The organism is Streptomyces sp. NPDC047085 (genome assembly GCF_040643735.1).
In the GTDB taxonomy this organism is placed as follows: Bacteria; Actinomycetota; Actinomycetes; order Streptomycetales; family Streptomycetaceae; genus Streptomyces.
Window position 1 is genome coordinate 194,844 of sequence record NZ_JBEYUW010000006.1, and the last position, 16,077, is coordinate 210,920.

Annotated in this window: 12 protein-coding genes and 1 pseudogene; 5 read left to right on the plus strand and 8 right to left on the minus strand. The window is 73.5% G+C overall.

Features of this window, described 5'->3' with window-relative positions; translation table 11 throughout:
* The first annotated feature begins 215 nt into the window (after window positions 1-215).
* The 4 genes from ABZ865_RS22175 to ABZ865_RS22190 all read left to right on the plus strand — a co-directional run bounded on the left by ABZ865_RS22175 (window position 216) and on the right by ABZ865_RS22190 (window position 5,041).
* Window positions 216-1,691 carry a hypothetical protein gene (locus tag ABZ865_RS22175; protein ID WP_361233630.1) on the plus strand — a complete coding sequence of 492 codons (1,476 nt, stop codon included), beginning with the start codon at window positions 216-218 and terminating at the stop codon, window positions 1,689-1,691.
* A 518-nt stretch (window positions 1,692-2,209) separates the two neighbouring features.
* A complete protein-coding gene (locus tag ABZ865_RS22180) occupies window positions 2,210-3,163 on the plus strand; it encodes a lysylphosphatidylglycerol synthase domain-containing protein (protein WP_361233632.1) in 954 nt (317 codons plus the stop codon).
* A gap of 88 nt (window positions 3,164-3,251) precedes the next feature.
* Window positions 3,252-4,106, plus strand: coding sequence for a proteasome subunit beta (gene prcB, locus ABZ865_RS22185; protein WP_361232791.1), 855 nt, complete (start codon window positions 3,252-3,254; stop codon window positions 4,104-4,106).
* Between the two features lie 95 nt (window positions 4,107-4,201).
* Entirely contained in the window at window positions 4,202-5,041 is an 840-nt protein-coding gene (locus ABZ865_RS22190) for a hypothetical protein (RefSeq protein WP_361232793.1), read from the plus strand.
* Window positions 5,042-5,053: 12 nt separating this feature from the next.
* On the opposite strand, the pseudogene ABZ865_RS22195 reads toward ABZ865_RS22190, so the two are convergent.
* The 6 genes and pseudogenes from ABZ865_RS22195 to ABZ865_RS22220 form a co-directional block, all read right to left on the minus strand.
* Window positions 5,054-5,659: pseudogene (locus ABZ865_RS22195) on the minus strand (response regulator transcription factor); the annotation flags it as partial.
* Window positions 5,613-6,386 carry a phosphatase PAP2 family protein gene (locus tag ABZ865_RS22200; RefSeq protein WP_361232796.1) on the minus strand — a complete coding sequence of 258 codons (774 nt, stop codon included), beginning with the start codon at window positions 6,384-6,386 and terminating at the stop codon, window positions 5,613-5,615. The gene ABZ865_RS22200 and the pseudogene ABZ865_RS22195, both read right to left, overlap by 47 nt.
* Window positions 6,383-6,985: a phosphatase PAP2 family protein gene (locus tag ABZ865_RS22205; protein ID WP_361232798.1), complete on the minus strand. Its 603-nt coding sequence runs from the start codon at window positions 6,983-6,985 to the stop codon at window positions 6,383-6,385. Before ABZ865_RS22205 ends, ABZ865_RS22200 begins: the two co-directional genes overlap by 4 nt.
* Window positions 6,985-7,644, minus strand: a complete 660-nt coding sequence (locus tag ABZ865_RS22210) for a DedA family protein (RefSeq protein ID WP_361232801.1) — start codon at window positions 7,642-7,644, stop codon at window positions 6,985-6,987. The genes ABZ865_RS22205 and ABZ865_RS22210 overlap by 1 nt, the downstream gene beginning before the upstream one ends.
* 240 nt (window positions 7,645-7,884) lie before the next feature.
* On the minus strand, window positions 7,885-9,291 hold the full coding sequence (gene sthA, locus ABZ865_RS22215) for a Si-specific NAD(P)(+) transhydrogenase (RefSeq protein WP_361232804.1): 1,407 nt from the start codon (window positions 9,289-9,291) through the stop codon (window positions 7,885-7,887).
* Window positions 9,292-9,664: 373 nt separating this feature from the next.
* Entirely contained in the window at window positions 9,665-9,871 is a 207-nt protein-coding gene (locus ABZ865_RS22220; RefSeq protein ID WP_361232807.1) for a hypothetical protein, read from the minus strand.
* A 198-nt stretch (window positions 9,872-10,069) separates the two neighbouring features.
* Here ABZ865_RS22220 and ABZ865_RS22225 point away from each other — a divergent pair, with 198 nt between their 5' ends.
* On the plus strand, window positions 10,070-11,908 hold the full coding sequence (locus ABZ865_RS22225) for a glycoside hydrolase family 15 protein (protein WP_361232810.1): 1,839 nt from the start codon (window positions 10,070-10,072) through the stop codon (window positions 11,906-11,908).
* Window positions 11,909-11,920: 12 nt separating this feature from the next.
* On the opposite strand, the gene ABZ865_RS22230 is transcribed toward ABZ865_RS22225, so the two are convergent.
* Entirely contained in the window at window positions 11,921-13,240 is a 1,320-nt protein-coding gene (locus tag ABZ865_RS22230; protein WP_361232813.1) for a hypothetical protein, read from the minus strand.
* A gap of 55 nt (window positions 13,241-13,295) precedes the next feature.
* Window positions 13,296-16,022, minus strand: a complete 2,727-nt coding sequence (locus ABZ865_RS22235) for a SpoIIE family protein phosphatase (protein WP_361232816.1) — start codon at window positions 16,020-16,022, stop codon at window positions 13,296-13,298.
* Window positions 16,023-16,077: the final 55 nt, after the last annotated feature.

A 16,077-nucleotide genomic window follows, 5' to 3' on the forward strand; every position in this document is an offset into this window, starting at 1 on the left:
TGGCCCGGATGGCGGTATGTGTCCGGCGGACGCGCGCGATCCACGCTAGTTTGTCCATGTTTTCCCTGAGCTCTTGCGTTCCCGAGTTCTTCCCTCGCTTTGCCCCCTCGTTTCTCCTGCGTCCTGCTTCCTTCGGGTCTCCCCGAGCCTCCCCTCGGCCCTACAGGCTGTAGGGTGACAACGGCCCTACAAGGTGTAGGGGTTGAGGGGTGATGATGGCCGACAGCGCGCACGCCACACTCGACGCCGCCCGGCGCGAGCGCTCGCGCCGCATGTCCGCGGGCACCGCGCGCGACCGCGCCACCCGGCCCCTCGCCCTGGTCGCCGCCGCCTTCGCTCTCGCCCAACTCGTCCTCGTCCGCCCGGGCATGGGCCTCGGCTGGGACGAGACGGTCTACGTCAGCCAGGTCAGCGGACACGCCCCCGCGGCCTTCTTCAGCGCACCCCGCGCGCGGGGCGTCTCCCTGCTCGTCGCACCGATCGCCTCCTGGTCGTCCTCCACCGCCCTGCTGCGCGTCTACCTCGCCGTCCTGTCCGGCCTGGCCCTGTTCCTGGCCCTGCGCGCCTGGCGGGGCCTGTTCCCGGCACGCGTCCTCGCCCTGGCCGGCGCCCTGTTCGCCTCCCTGTGGGTGACGCTCTTCTACGGCCCCCAGGCCATGCCCAACTACTGGGTGGCCGTCGGCGCCCTCGCCGCCGTCGCCTGCTTCCTGCGCGCCGGAGCCGACCGGGGCGCGTGGTGGGGCCTGGTCGCGAGCGGGGCGCTGATGGCGTGGATGCGGCCCACGGACGCGGTCTGGGCCACGCTGCCGCTGCTCGCCCTCGGCCTCGCCCGCCGCCACCGGCGGGCCCTGCTCGCCCTCCTCGCCGGCCTCGTGGCCGGTGCCGCCGAGTGGGTGATCGAGGCGTACGTCGCCTACGGCGGCCTCGTCCGGCGCCTGTCCGACGGCTCGGCGATCCAGGGCGGCCTCGGCTTCCACCTCGCCGTCGTCGACCAGCTGCGCAGCCTCGGCGGGCGGGCCCTGTGCCGGCCGTGCACCGGCGCGCTGCCCCACCCCCTGGTCACCGTGTGGTGGTTCGCGCTGCCCGTGTTCGCCGCGCTCGCCCTGGCGTTCGCGGTCCGCGCCCGGCGCACGACGCCCACCCTGCTTCCCCTCGCCTGCGCCGCGACGGCCGCGGTGCCCTACCTGTTCCTGATCGGCTACGCGGCGCCCCGCTTCCTGCAGCCCGCCTACGCCCTGCTCGCGATCCCCGTCGCCGACGCGCTCGTCCGCCTGACGACCGCGCCCGACGGGGGCCGGCGGCGGCTCGCGACGGCCCTGGTGGCGCTCGGGCTCGCCGTCCACCTCGCGGTGCAACTGGGCGTGCTCGTGAGCCTCGTGGACCGCACCACCGCCGCCCACCAAGCCTGGTCCCGCACCGCCATCACCCTGCACAGCCTCGGCGTGCGCCCGCCCTGTCTGCTCACCGGGCACGAGGCCATCCCGGTCGCGTTCTACACCGGCTGTTCCTCGGCCGCCACGTCCGGGCACAACGCCAACAGCACGGCACAGGCCATCGCCGACACCGCACGCCACAGCCCGGTGGCCACCCTGGTGGCCCAGGGCGACCGGCCACCCGGGTACGCCCGGCACTGGCCGTCCGTGCCGCTCGACGGACTGCGCCTCTACTACGCCGTACCCGAGGCCGGTTGATGACCGGGCACGCCGAGGAGGCGGCAGCGGAGGACGCCGATGAGCGATGCCGATGAACGACGCCGATGAACGACACCGGGTGGAGGCCGTATGAGTCGGCAGGTGGCGGAGGCCGCGGGTGACCGGCCAGCGGTCGCGGAGGCCGCACAGGGCACGGTGAGGCTGGGTGGAGGTCGGCGCATGACTCGACACGCCGGGTGGAGGCAGGGGATGAACCGTCAGGTGGCGCATGGCCGAGGGGTGACCCGTGAGGTGGTGCGGAACCGCCGGGTGACCCGGCCATGGTCGCACCGGCCGGCATGGTCGCACCGGCCGGCATGGTCGCACCGGCCGGCATGGTCGCACCGCCCGGAATGCTCGTACCGCCCGGGATGGTCGCACCGGCCGGGATGCTCGTACCGGTTGGAGTGCTCGTACCGGCCGGGCAGGACACGGCAGGGCGCGGCGGGGGCCTTCGCGTGAGCGGGCCGGTCGCGGCGGAAGCCGCTCACGAGGAGCTCCGGCCCGCCGAGGGCCCGCTGCTCGCGTCCCCCGGGGGCCTCGCCGGGGTCGGCCTCGGGCGGCGGCGGGCCTACTGGCACAGTGCCGTCTGTCTCGGTGTGCTGCTCTGCGCGGTCTACGTGGGGCGGCGGCACTGGCCCGCGGTGCGGACCGGGGCGGAGCGGCTGGCCGTCGCCGACCAGGGGTGGCTGCTGGTCGGCGCCCTGGCGGCCATGGGCACGTGGGCGGCCTCGGCGCTCGCCCAGCAGGGTGCGGTCACCCGGCGGCTGCCCGGACCGCGGTTGGTCGCCGCGCAGTTCGCGGCCTCGGCCGCCAACCACCTGCTGCCGGCCGGAGTCGGCGCGGGCGCGGTGAACCTTCGGTTCCTGATGCGCTGCGGGTTGCCCGCCTGCCGCTCGGCCGGCGCGCTCGCCGTCAAGGCCGGCGCCGGCGCGGTGGTCCGCCTGGCGCTGATCGTGCTGCTCGCCCTCGCCTGCCCCGGCCTGCTGCGCGTCCCGCACGTCTCGCCGGCCGCGCTCGCCGCCGGGCTCGGCGCGGTCGCCCTGCTCGCCGCGCTGGTGGCCGGCCCGCTGTGGCCGCGCTGCCACCGCGCGGTGACGAGCGTGCTCGCCGACATCCGCGCCGTGCACGCCTGCCCTACCCGCGCGGCGGCCCTGTGGGGCGGCTCGCTCGCCTTCGCCGCCTTGCACTCCGTGGTGGTCATCGCCGTCGCCCAGGCCGTCGAACTGCCGTTGCCCCCGCTGCAGACGGCCCTGCTCTACCTCGCCGCGAGCAGCGCGGCCGCCCTGCTGCCCACCCCCGGCGGCCTCGGCTCACTGGACGCCGCGCTCGCCTTCGCGCTGACCGCGTCCGGCGCCCCCGCCGCCACGGCCGCCTCCGCCGTGCTCGGCTACCGCCTGCTCACCGTCTGGCTGCCCCTGGTGCCGGGCCTGGTGGTGCTCGCGGTACTGGTCCGGCGCAAGGCGCTGTGAACGGGCGGGAGTTTCCCCGCCCCCCGCACCAGGTAGGACACCGGTGTCGCGATGCGCCACAGGGATGCGCCACAGGAGGGGGAGCGACATGTCGGGACACGACACAGGGACGCGGCCGGCCGGGGAGTTCTTCACGCCCGGGAGCTCGTCCTTCACCGAGTTCCTGGCCGCCCACCGGCCCGGACTGCTGCCGACCGCACCGCCGTTCCCGGACGGCGTCCGTGCGGCGCCCGACCGGTTCCCGCACGGCACCACGGTGCTCGCCCTGACCTTCCGCGACGGCGTCCTGATCGCCGGCGACCGCCGCGCCACCATGGGCAACCTCATAGCCCAGCGCGACCTGGAGAAGGTGCACCCCGCGGACGATCACACCGCCGTCGCCTTCGCCGGCACCGTCGGGCTCGCCGTGGACATGGTGAAGCTCTACCGGGTCGAACTGACCCACTTCGAGAAGATCGAGGGCACCCCCATGACCCTCAACGCCAAGGCGACCCGCCTGGCCACCATGATCCGCCAGAACCTCGGCCAGGCCATGCAGGGCCTCGCCGTCGTCCCGCTGCTCGTCGGCTACGACCTCACGGCCCCCGATGGCGCACACGGCCGCATCTTCGGCTTCGACGTGGCCGGCGGCCTGTACGAGAAGCGGGACTTCCACGCCGAGGGCTCCGGCTCGCCGTACGCCCGGGGCGCGCTGAAGAAGCTGTTCACCCGGGGGATGTCCCGCCGGGAAGCCGCCCTGGCCGCCCTCCACGCGCTGTACGACGCCGCCGACGACGACTCGGCCACCGGCGGCCCCGACCTGAACCGCCGTATCTATCCCATCGTCTCGGTCATCACAGAGGACGGATTCGAGCGGCTGCCGCAGGCGGAGACGGAGGAGCTGAGCCGCGAGACGGTCGCCCAGCGCCAGGACCGCCCGGACGGACCGCACGCCACTCCCTGACACCGCTCCTTCTCGGACACCTGACCCACCCGCCGGTCCTTCCCGCGTGTCGGCGGTCAGGATGCGTTCAGGAAACCGGTGGCAGCGTCGGTGCCATGACATCAGAGACCTCTCCGGCCTCCGTGGCCGACGCCGGAATCACGGCCCCGGGGCGCCGGGGCCGCTGGAACAAGGTGCCCGAAGTCACCGTCTACTTCTGGGTGATCAAGGTGCTGTGCACCACCGTCGGCGAGACCGCCGCCGACCTGCTGAACGAGAAGGCGGGCCTCGACCTGACCGGCGTATCGCTGCTGATGAGCGCACTGCTCGCGGTCGTGCTCGTGGTGCAGTTCCGCACCAAGGCCTACCGCGCCGGCGTGTACTGGACGGCCGTCGCCCTGATCAGCGTCGTCGGCACCCTGGTCAGCGACAACCTCACCGACAACATGGGCGTGGCGCTGGAGACGACCACCACCGTCTTCGGGATCGCCCTCGTGATCGTCTTCGCCGCCTGGTACCGGGTCGAGCGCACCCTGTCGATCCACCACATCGACACCGGCCGTCGCGAGGCCTTCTACTGGCTGGCCGTGCTGTTCACCTTCGCGCTCGGCACGTCGGCCGGCGACCTGGTCGCGGAGCGGATGGACCTCGGCTACTGGGTGTCCGCCCTGCTGTTCGCCGCGGCGATCGCCGCGGTCGCGATATCCCGGTTCACACTCGGCCTGAACGCCGTGTGGAGCTTCTGGATCGCCTACGTACTCACCCGCCCGCTCGGCGCCTCCGTCGGCGACTACCTCTCCCAGCCGACCGGCGACGGCGGCCTGGGCCTGGGCACCGTGGTGACCAGCGCGCTGTTCCTCGCCGTCATCCTCGGCCTCGTCGTCTTCCTGTCGGTGACCCGCAAGGACGTCACCGAGGAGCGGGCCGCCGAGCAGGCCGTGCGGCAGGCCGCCTGACGGGCCCGTGGCGCGGAGCTTGCGGCGCAGACGGGTCAGGTACTGGTCCAGGGTGTTGTCGCTGACCCGCGCGCCCTCCGGCCAGCCCGCGCGGACCAGGTCGCGGCGGCGGACGAGATCGCCGCCCGCCGCCGCGAGCGCGGCCAGCAGCCGGAACTCGGTCGGTGTCAGCTCGATCCGGGTGCCGTTCACGGCGGCGCTGTGGCGTACGGCGTCCAGGACGAGGCCGCCGGCCGCGGCGGACGCCCCTGGGGGAGCGGACCGGCGCAGGGCGGCCCGCAGCCGGGCGGCCAGCTCGGCGAGGTGGAACGGCTTGGGCAGATAGTCGTCGCCGCCGGCGGAGAAGCCGGACAGCCGGTCCGTCAGCCCGTGCCGCGCGGTCAGGAAGACCACCGGGCCGAGGAAGCCGTTCGCCCGCATCGCCTGGCACACGTCCCTGCCGTCCGCGTCCGGCAGTCCGACGTCGAGCACGGCGGCGGCCACGTCGGAGCCGGCCAGCCGCAGGGCCGTGGCACCGTCGGCGGCGGTCAGCGTGTCGAACTCCTCGTCGTGCAGTCCGCGGCGCAGCACGTCACGCAGGGCGTGATCGTCCTCGACGACCAGGATCTTGGGGCGCATGCTTCTCCAACGGCGCGTCGGCCGTGCCGGGGTCGGGGGAGTGATCCGGCTCGCCGGCGGCGCCCACGCCACCGGTGCCGGTGAGGAGGCGGTCCGGCAGCCACCAGACCGCGGCGCACAGGCACGTGCCGAGCCAGCCCACGGCGAACAGCCAGCCGCCGAGCACATCGGTGAACCAGTGCACGCCGAGGAAGACCCGGGTCAGGCCGACCCCGGCGCCCCAGCAGCCCACCGCCAGACACAGCGGAAGGCGGCCGCGCCGGGCGCGCAGGCACAGCGCGAGGATCACCAGACCGGCCGTCAGGGCCGACGTGGTGGTGTGCCCGGAGGGGAAGGACCAGCCGGAGGCCTCGGTGCGCCACTCGAAGGACGGCGGGCGGGGCCGGTCCACCAGCTTCATGACGCCGTACCGCACGGCCTGGCCGGCGGCCAGACACGCGGCCGCGAGCAGCGCGGCCATCAGCCGCTGCCGCCGGGTCCGGCCCGTGAGCAGCCCGGCCAGCACGACCACCGCGTACGGCACGAGCCCGGTGCCCGTGTTCGTCAGTCCCCGGGCCGCGGCCACCGCCATCGCCGGGCGGTGGGCGACGGACCAGTTCAGCAGGCCGCTGTCCAGGAACAGCGGCGCACCGCCGCGGCCCGAGACGACCAGCGCCAGCACGGCGAACGCCGCCCAGGCGCCGAGCGCGGCACTCCCCGCCAGTTCCGCGATGCCCTTGCGGTTCATGACAGCAGCAGCGGGCGCAGCCAGGTCCCCGCCAGTCGTCCGGTCAGCCCGCGCGGCGCGTGCCGCAGCACGGTCATCACGAGGAAGGCGACCAGACCGCCGACGGCGGCCCCGAAGAGCACGTCGTGCGGGTAATGGACCCCCACCCAGACCCGGGAGGCCGCCATGGCCACGGCGCACACGGCGGCCACTACGCCCAGCCGGCGGGAGACGAAGAAGAGGGCGACGGCGGCCGCGGCCGCGATCGCGGCGTGATTGCTCGGGAAGGCGTAGTCACCCCGCGCCGGGCACGCCTCCAGCGTGCGGAAGGGCAGATGCCGGCAGGGGCGGTCCTCCCTGACCAGCAGCTTCAGCCCGGCGTCGGCGCCGTACGCCACCACGACCGCCACCGGGACGGCCAGCGCCGTCATGGCCGCGTCGGCGCCGGCCCGCCGGGCCCGCCACCAGCCCACGACCATGAGCAGCGCGAACACGGCCAGGCCGAAGTCCGACCACACCGTCACGACACCGTCCAGCCAGCCGGGCGTGCGGCGGGCGAGGTCCACCAGGCCCCGGTACAGCGAGCCGTCGACCGACGAGCCCGTGAGCGCGAGGTTCATCAACGAACCTCCCGTGCGGCCTTGCGGGAGCGCAGCACCTCGGCGGCGAGCGGGATCAGCGACACGAGCACGATCAGCGCGACCATCGGCAGCAAGTACTTGTCGACATTCGGGATCGACGAGCCCAGCGCGTACCCGCCCAGCGTGAGGCCGAGGCTCCACACCAGGCCGCCGGCCACCTGCCAGAAGGTGAACGTGCGGGCCGGCACGCCGAGCGCACCCGCCATCGGGTTCAGCACCGTGCGCACCACCGGCACGAAGCGGGCCAGGACGATCGCCTTCGCGTATCCGTACCGCTCCAGCAGGACCTCGGCGCGCTGCGCGCCCTCGTGCAGGCGGGCCGACCGGCTGCGGGCCAGCAGGGCCCCGCCCGCCTTTCTGCCCAGGAGATACCCGCACTGCGAGCCGACCAGGGCGCCCACGGCCGCCGCGACGAGCAGCGGCCCGAGCGACAGGTGCAGCCCCTGACCGGAGGTGCCCGTGCACAGCAGGCCCGCCGTGAACAGCAGGGAGTCTCCCGGCAGGAAGAAGCCGATCAGCAGGCCGGTCTCGGCGAACAGCACCACGCCGACGCCCACCACCCCGAAGGCGGCGAGCAGGGAGTGGGCGTCGAGCACGTTGACCGCGAGCTGCGACGACAGGTCTGAGGGAGTGGCCATCGCCGCACGCCCTTTCCTTTTGCCTCGACTACGTGGTTCGACAGCATCCGACTACACATGTGTAGACGGTCTACCGAACTGTAGACGACTCGCGGCCCAGGAAGGTTCCGGCGCGCTTTCCCTTCTCGTAAGAAAGGCCTGCCGCAGGCTTCACTGCGCATGACCGCGGCTCCATGACGCGGCAGGAGTGGACCGGGGGCGGCGGCATGGCCGCCTCCGTCCTCGCGCCGCACGCCCGGATCACTCGCCGAGATGGTCGATCTGCCGCAGCTTGTTCGTCGCGTCCAGCGCGGCCACCTTGTACGACTCCGCCAGCGTCGGGTAGTTGAACACCGCGTCGACCAGATAGTCCACCGTGCCCCCGCACCCCATCACGGACTGCCCGATGTGGATCAGCTCGGTCGCCCCGGAGCCGAAGCAGTGCACGCCGAGCAGCGTGCGGTCCACCGGTGAGACCAGCAGCTTCAGCATGCCGTGGGAGTCCCCGATGATCTGCCCCCGCGCCAGCTCCCGGTATCGGGCGATGCCCACCTCGAACGGCACCCGGTCCTCGGTGAGCTGGTCCTCGGTCCGCCCGACGAAGCTGATCTCCGGGATCGTGTAGATGCCGATCGGCTGCAGGTTGTGCATCCGCCCGACCGGCTCCCCGCAGGCGTGGTACGCGGCCGCCCGGCCCTGCTCCATGGAGGTCGCCGCGAGCGCCGGGAAGCCGATGACGTCACCGACGGCGTAGATGTGCCCGACCTCGGTGCGGTAGTGCTCGTCGACCGTGATCCGGCCGCGCGCGTCGGCCGTCAGCCCCGCCTTGTCCAGGTCGAGGCCGGCGGTCAGTCCCTGGCGGCCCGCCGAGTACATGACCGTGTCGGCGGGGATCTTCTTGCCGCTCTCCAGCACGGTGAGGGTGCCCCGGGAATGCCGTTCGACGGCCGCCACGGTCTCCCCGAAGCGGAACGTCACCGCCAGGTCCCGCAGGTGGTACTTGAGCGACTCCACCACCTCGAGATCGCACAGGTCCAGCATCCCGGGCCGCTTCTCGACCACCGTCACCTTGCTGCCCAGCGCGGCGAACATGCTGGCGTACTCCATGCCGATGACACCGGCGCCCACGATCACCATGGAGCGCGGCACCCGCTCCAGCGAGAGCACGTTGTCGGAGTCCATGATGGTCCGCCCGTCGAACTCCACGCTCTCCGGACGGGCCGGCCGGGTGCCGGTGGCGATGACGATGTGCTCGGCGCTCAGCAGCCGGTCCTCGCCGGTGGCGTCGTCGCGCAGGGCAACGGTGTGCGGATCGACGAAGCGGCCCGTGCCGGAGTACACGGCCACGTGGTTGCGGGAGAGCTGGCTGCGGACCACGTCCACCTCGCGGCCGACCACGTGCCGGGTGCGCGCGGTCAGGTCTGCGACGGTGATGTCCTCCTTGAGGCGGTAGCTCTGCCCGTACAGATCGCGCTGGGTGAGACCGGTCAGATAGAGCACGGCCTCGCGCAGGGTCTTGGACGGGATGGTGCCGGTGTGCAGGGAGACGCCGCCGAGCATGTCGGGGCGGTCGACGACGGCGACCCGGCGGCCGAGCTTGGCCGCGGCGATGGCGGCCTTCTGCCCGCCGGGTCCGGATCCGATGACGAGCATGTCGAAGTCGGGCACCCTCGGGAGTCTGGCAGCCGCCGTGCTCCCCACGGAAGGCCCCTGCGCCGCACAGCCTGCTCTCAGTGGCCGATGCAGCCGACTCTGCTGACGCGCACGGCCTCCTCAGCCGCGTGCACCCGCTCAGCAGCTGTGTGCGGGCGCACGCCTCAGCAGCCGTGCGCCGGTACACCTCCGCAGCCGTGTCCGCGCACGCCTCAGCAGCCGAATGCCCGCACACCTCAGCAGCCCTGTCTGCGCACACCTGGGCAGCCGTTGCGCACCCTCGGCATCCGACGCGCGCACCGATGCCCGGAGCGGGCCGGTGCCGGCGTGCCGGACACCGCGGGCTCGCCCGGTCAGGCCCCCGTTGTCGTGTGGTTCCCGGACCGCCCTACGGCAGCAGCCTCTCCACGGCCGCCGGGCCCTCGGTCTCCAGCTTGCGCCGCGCCCAGTCGAGGTTCTTCGGAGTGACGTCCCTGCCCGCCGCCATGACCAGGTCCTCCGGGGTCACATTCTTCGGGGGAGCGGAGTGGAGCAGGGCGTCCGGGGTGATGTGGTCCTCGGATGAACGGGACCCTTCGGGTGTTGTCATCGACATGATGCCTCCTCCTCGGTCCGGATGACCGCATCCGTGCCGGTGCCGCCGAACGGGGCACACTCTCACCATTGCCCTCCTCGGCGCACCCTGCATCCGGAGGGCGCCGCGGGCCAGGTGAGGAGCGCTTGCCCGGGCCGCGGGAATTCACACACATCTAAGCTGGAAACAGCCCGCCCACCACACCGGGAGGCCGCAGCGATGGCCGAGACGTTCTTCCAGCCGGATCTGTCCGGGATGCCCCGCTACCTGCCGATCGCCGAGCACGGCCTCATCGGCGACCTGCGCAGTGTCGCCCTCGTCGGCAGCAACGGCACCATCGACTGGTACTGCTGCGGGTCCTTCGACGCCCCCAGCGTCTTCGCGGCCGTCCTGGACGCCGAGCGCGGCGGCCGCTTCGAACTGGCCGCGGCGGTACCGGCGCGCACCAAGCAGTTCTACTTCCCCGACACCAACGTGCTGATCACCCGGTTCTTCACCGAGGACGGCGTCGGCGAGGTGCAGGACTTCATGCCGGTCAGCGGCGCGGAGTGCGGCGCGGAGGTCCGGCACCGGCTGATCCGGCGCGTGGTGTGCGTCCGCGGCACCGTGCCCTTCCGGGCGCTGATCGCCCCCCGCTTCAACTACGGCGCCGACCCGCACACCCTGCGCGATCTGGGCGGCCTGGTGGTCTTCGACTCCGCCGACCTGTCCCTGGCGCTCACCGCAACGGTCGCCCTGGAGTACGACGGCCGGGACGCGTGGGCCGACTTCAAGCTCAGCGAGGGCGAGACCACCGTGTTCGCCCTGGACCAGGTCGGCGAGCACGTGCCCCCGCGCGGCTGCGCGCACCAGGAGGCGGAGCACGAGTTCAACGCGACCGTCGCCTACTGGCGGCGCTGGCTGCAGCAGTCCCGCTACCGCGGCCGCTGGCGCGAGATGGTGCACCGCTCCGCGCTCACCCTCAAGCTGCTCACCTACGCCCCCACCGGCGCCATCGTCGCCGCGCCCACCACCAGCCTGCCCGAGCAGCTCGGCGGCGAGCGCAACTGGGACTACCGCTATGTGTGGGTGCGCGACGCCGCCTTCGCCGTCTACGCGCTGCTGCGGCTCGGCTTCAGCAGCGAGGCGGAAGCCTTCATGAAGTTCCTGACCACCCACATCAGCCACGGCGACGGCGCCGCCTCCGGCCCGCTCCAGATCATGTACGGCATCGACGGCCGCGCCGATCTGCCCGAACGCGAACTGCCCCACCTGGAGGGACACCAGGGCTCCGCCCCGGTCCGGGTCGGCAACGCCGCCGCCGACCAGCTCCAGCTCGACATCTACGGCGCCCTGATCGACTCGATCTACCTCTACGACAAGTGGGCCCAGCCCATCTCCAGCGGCCAGTGGGACGACGTGTGCCACCTCGTCGACTGGGTGTGCGACCACTGGGACCAGCCCGACGAGGGCGTGTGGGAGACCCGCGGCGGCCGCAAGAACTTCCTGTACTCGCGGCTGATGTGCTGGGTCGCGATCGAGCGGGCCATCCGCCTCGCCACCCACCGCGGGCTGCCCGCCGACCATCGCCGCTGGCGCCAGGCGCGCGACGCCATCTACCGGCGGATCATGGACCGCGGCTGGTCGGAGCAGCGGGGCGCCTTCATGCAGACCGAGGACGGCGACGTGCTCGACGCCTCCGTGCTGATGATGCCGCTCGCCAAGTTCATCGCCCCCACCGACCCCAAGTGGCTGTCCACCCTGGACGCGCTCACCGAGGACCTGGTCTCCGACTCCCTCGTCTACCGCTACGACCCCCAGGCCAGCCCCGACGGACTCCGCGGCGACGAGGGCACCTTCTCCATCTGCTCCTTCTGGTACGTCGAGGCACTGGTCCGGGCCGGCCGGCTCGACGAGGCCCGGCTGGCCTTCGAGAAGATGCTCACCTACGCCAACCATCTCGGCCTGTACGCCGAGGAGATCGGCCGTACCGGCGAGCAACAGGGCAACTTCCCGCAGGCGTTCACCCATCTCTCCCTGATCAGCGCCGCGTTCAACCTCGACCGCGCCCTCGGCTGACCGCCGCCCCGCTCAGCCGAACCGGGAACTCGGCACCGGCCCGGCCGAGTCGAGGCGCCGCCGCGCGCCGGACAGCCAGGTACCGCGCACGGCCGCGGCGAACGCGGCGAACGCCTCGTCGGGATCGGCGGGGCCCTCGCCGTCCCCGGGATCGGCGGCGGGATCGGCCGCCACGATCCCGGCGGCGATCTCCGCCTCCGGGCGGTCGTCCGCCGGGCCCCGCTCGACCCCGCCGTCCGCGCCCTGCCGCAGCCGCTCGCCCCAGGGCGCCACCACCGACTGGTGCAGCAGCGCCACGCTGTCCGCCGCGACGGGCGGGGCGTCCGTCCAGCAGCTCGCGTGCTCGTGCAGCACCTGCCCCGGCACCCGCTCGACCAGCTGCCCGAGGATCTCGGGGCCGTCGTCGTGGGCCGCCAGCGCGTTGAGGTCGTACGCGACGACCACCGTGTCCTGCCGGTCGGGCGCGAACGGCTCGCCCGGAAGCTCCAGCACCCGCGCGGCGGCCAGGCCGAGGATCCGGGAGTCGCGATCGGGCAGCAGCGACACCGACCGCGGCCGCGCCTCGGCCGCCGCCAGCAGCGCCCGCAGCCGCAACAGGCCCCGCAGGCACAGCGCCGGGTCGTCCTGCAGCCAGGCGTACCGGCCGGTCATGCCCGCCGCGAAACCGAACGGGGAGAGCGTCCCGAGGACCGTGCCGCCGATCACGTACTGCCAGCCGCGCAGATCGGTCAGGTCCAGGGAGCCCGCCCGCTCGGCGTCGGCCGCGCGCAGCAGCATCCGGTTCTGCCGGTCGCGCGTCGGCTGCCACAGGGCGTCCTCCGGGTCGTCCAGCAGCGCGTGGTGGTGGCGGGCCATGGCCAGATCGCCCGCCATGAGCGCGTTGAACACCAGCAGATAGCGGTCCGGCCACGCGGTGAACCGGTCCTCGTGCCGGGCCAGTTCGGCCATCGCCTCCCGGTGCCGGCCCTCGTCCTCGTACGCCGACACCAGCTCCCGCAGCGCCGCGAGCGAGCCCTCGCTGCGGCGCAGGGCCTCGCGCAGGGCGGGGATCGCCAGATACGACACGCCGCGTTCGACGCAGGCGTACCCGAAGTCGTAGAGCGCCTGGGCCCGTTCGGGGGCGGCGGTCAGCGCGGCCGCCGCCTCAGCCAGGTCGTCGAAGCCGGCCGCGGCGGCGGCCCGCCCCACCACCAGCGCCACCTCGCCGAGCGGCTGCTCCTCCCCGGCGGCCCGCAACTGCCGCAGCGCGCCCGGCACATCACCGGAGTCCAGGGATTCCCAGGCCTTGAGGAGTTCGGGGGACTTCGGTCGGCGATTCCTGCGCGAGAACATGGCGGAGATCATCACCCGCCCGACGTCATGTCCTCAACACAATTCCCGCGCAGGGCTACGGCAGCGGCTGCTCCGCCCAGATGATCTTGCCGGTGGGGGTGTAGCGGGTGCCCCAGCGGTCGGCGAGCTGGGCGACCAGGAACAGGCCCCGGCCGCCCTCGTCGGTGGTCGCCGCGTACCGCAGATGCGGCGAGGTGGTGCTGTGGTCGGAGACCTCGCAGATCAGCGTGCGGTCGCGCAGCAGCCGTACGCCGATCGGGGGGCGGCCGTAGCGGATGGCGTTGGTGACCAGCTCGCTCAGGATCAGCTCCGTCGTGAACGACAGCTCCTCAAGACCCCACTCGGCCAGCTGCGCGGTGATCGCGGAGCGCACCTCCGAGACGGCCGCCGGGTCGGACTTCACCTGCCACTCGGCGACCCGGTCGGGGCCGAGGACACGGGTGCGGGCCACGATCAGCGCGACGTCGTCGCTGGGCCGGGCCGGGAGCCGGTCGAGCACCGTGCGGCAGGTGTCCTCCGGCGAGGCGCCCGGCGCGCGGCCGAGCGCGTCCCGCAGCAGTTCCAGACCCTCGTCGATGTCCCGGTCCCGGTCCTCCACCAGCCCGTCGGTGTACAGCACCAGCCGGCTGCCCTCCGCCAGCTCCAGGTCGGCGGTCTCGAACGGCAGCCCGCCCAGGCCCAGCGGGGGCCCGGCGGGCACGTCCGGGAACTCCACGGTGCCGTCCGGGTGCACCAGTGCGGGCGGCGGATGACCGGCCCGGGCGATGGTGCAGTGCCGGGACACCGGGTCGTACACCGCGTACAGGCAGGTCGCCCCGGTGACGGCGGCGGCGCCGTCGGCCGGGGTCTCGTCCTGGTCGATACGGCCCACCAGCTCGTCCAGCAGGCCGAGCAGTTCGTCCGGCGGCAGGTCCAGCGCGGAGAAGTTGTGCACGGCCGTGCGCAGCCGGCCCATCGTCGCCGCCGCGTGCAGCCCGTGCCCCACGACGTCCCCCACCACGAGGGCGATCCGGGTGCCGGACAGCGGCAGCACGTCGAACCAGTCGCCGCCCACCCCCGCCTGTGCCGGCAGATAGCGGTAGGCGATCTCCAGGGCGTCCTGCTCGGGCAGCGACCGCGGCAGCAGGCTGCGCTGGAGCGTCACCGCCATGCTGTGCTCGCGGGTGTAGCGGCGGGCGTTGTCGATGGACACGGCGGCCCGCGCCGCCAGCTCCTCGGCGAGGGCCAACTCCTCGGCGTCGAACGGCTGCGGCTTCTCCGACCGCCAGAAGGTGGCCACCCCGAGGACCAGGCTGCCCGCCCGCAGCGGCACGGTGATCAGCGAGTGGATGCCGTACGCGATGATCTGCTCGGTGCGCTCCAGGTCCTGGGCCTGCCAGCCGGGCGCCTCGCTCAGCCGGGGCTCCACCACGGACTGGCCCGTCGTCAGACTGCGGGCCTGAGGCGAGGTCGCCACGAACCGGATGCGCTCGCCCACCGGGTACAGCGGGACGTCCTCGCGGATGCCGCTGCGGGCGGCCCGGCGCAGGGCGGTACCGGGTTTGGGCTCCTCGCCGTTCAGCACCGCGTCGAACAGGTCCACGGTGGCGAAGTCCGCGAACCGCGGTACGGCGAGCCGGGCCAGCTCCTCGGCGGTACGGGACACGTCCAGGCTGGTGCCGATGCCCACCCCGGCGTCGTACAGCATGTTCAGCCGCTCGCGGGCCACCTCGGCCCGGCCGGACACGGCGCGCAGCTCCGTGGAGTCGCGCAGCGTGGTGACGCTGCCGGGCGGGCCGCCGCGCAGGTCCGTGGGGCGCTGGTTGATGGCCAGCAGCCGGTCCTTGACCAGGTGCACCTCGTCGGTGGCGACCCGCCCGGAGGCGAGCAGCCCCGCCGTCTCGTCGTCCAGCCCCAGGTCCAGCACATGCCGCTGCTCGGCGTCCTCGGGCAGCTCCAGCAGCCGCTGGGCCTCGTCGTTGGCGAGCAGCAGCCGGCCGTCCCCGCCGACGATGAGCACGCCCTCGCGCACGGCGTGCAGCACCGCGTCGTGGTGCTCGTACATCCGGGTCATCTCGTACGGGCCGAGCCCGTGCGTCTGGCGCAGCAGCCGTCTGCTGACCAGGGCGGTGCCGGCGGTGGCCAGCGCGAGGGCGGCGGCGGCCGCCGCGAGCAGCAGCGGCACCTGCTGTTCGGCGGCCCCGCCGACGTGCGCGGTGGTGATACCGGCCGACACCAGGCCGACGACCTTGCCGCCGGCGTCCTTCACGGGCACCACGACCTGCACGAGCGGGCCCAGGGTCCCGTTGACCTCCTCCACGACCGTGCCGCCGGCCAGGGCCGGCCCGATGGTGCCGACGAACTTCTTGCCGATCCGGTCCGGCTTGGGGTGCGTGTAGCGGATGCCGTCGGTGTTCATCACGACGACGAAGTCCACGCCGGATCCCTTGCGGGCGGCCTCGGCACGCGGCTGGAGGATCGCGGTCGGGTCGGGGGCGCGCAGCGCGGCGGCCGTGCCGGGCGCGTTGGCGAACGTCTCGGCGACGGCCAGGGAGCGGTTGCGGGCCTCCAGATCGCTGTCGTGCCGCACTTGGAGGACCTGCGCCACCACGGCCGCGACGACCAGCAGCAGCACGATCACGACCTGCAGCACGAACACCTGTCCGGCGACGCTCCGCCCGGTCACCGCCGCGCGCAGCACCCCGGGCCGGCCACCGTTCGGCCGCTGCGGGGAGAGCGGCGCACGCGGATGCCCGAACGGACGGGGCGGCCGCGTGTCGGGCCGGCCGGGCAGTCGCACCATGAGCCCATGTCTACACTGCTCCGCCGCGACAGGCGAGGGCGTTGACAGAGGTGAG

What these genes read in the sequence shown, in the direction of transcription:
- ABZ865_RS22200 (WP_361232796.1), bottom strand. Translation starts at nt 6,386, where the DNA reads ATGAACCGCAAGGGCATCGCGGAACTGGCGGGGAGTGCCGCGCTCGGC.
- ABZ865_RS22210 (WP_361232801.1), bottom strand. Translation starts at nt 7,644, where the DNA reads ATGGCCACTCCCTCAGACCTGTCGTCGCAGCTCGCGGTCAACGTGCTC.
- ABZ865_RS22220 (WP_361232807.1), bottom strand. Translation starts at nt 9,871, where the DNA reads ATGTCGATGACAACACCCGAAGGGTCCCGTTCATCCGAGGACCACATC.
- ABZ865_RS22235 (WP_361232816.1), bottom strand. Translation starts at nt 16,022, where the DNA reads ATGGTGCGACTGCCCGGCCGGCCCGACACGCGGCCGCCCCGTCCGTTC.
- prcB (WP_361232791.1), top strand. Translation starts at nt 3,252, where the DNA reads ATGTCGGGACACGACACAGGGACGCGGCCGGCCGGGGAGTTCTTCACG.
- ABZ865_RS22175 (WP_361233630.1), top strand. Translation starts at nt 216, where the DNA reads ATGGCCGACAGCGCGCACGCCACACTCGACGCCGCCCGGCGCGAGCGC.
- ABZ865_RS22205 (WP_361232798.1), bottom strand. Translation starts at nt 6,985, where the DNA reads ATGAACCTCGCGCTCACGGGCTCGTCGGTCGACGGCTCGCTGTACCGG.
- ABZ865_RS22190 (WP_361232793.1), top strand. Translation starts at nt 4,202, where the DNA reads ATGACATCAGAGACCTCTCCGGCCTCCGTGGCCGACGCCGGAATCACG.
- ABZ865_RS22225 (WP_361232810.1), top strand. Translation starts at nt 10,070, where the DNA reads ATGGCCGAGACGTTCTTCCAGCCGGATCTGTCCGGGATGCCCCGCTAC.
- ABZ865_RS22230 (WP_361232813.1), bottom strand. Translation starts at nt 13,240, where the DNA reads ATGTTCTCGCGCAGGAATCGCCGACCGAAGTCCCCCGAACTCCTCAAG.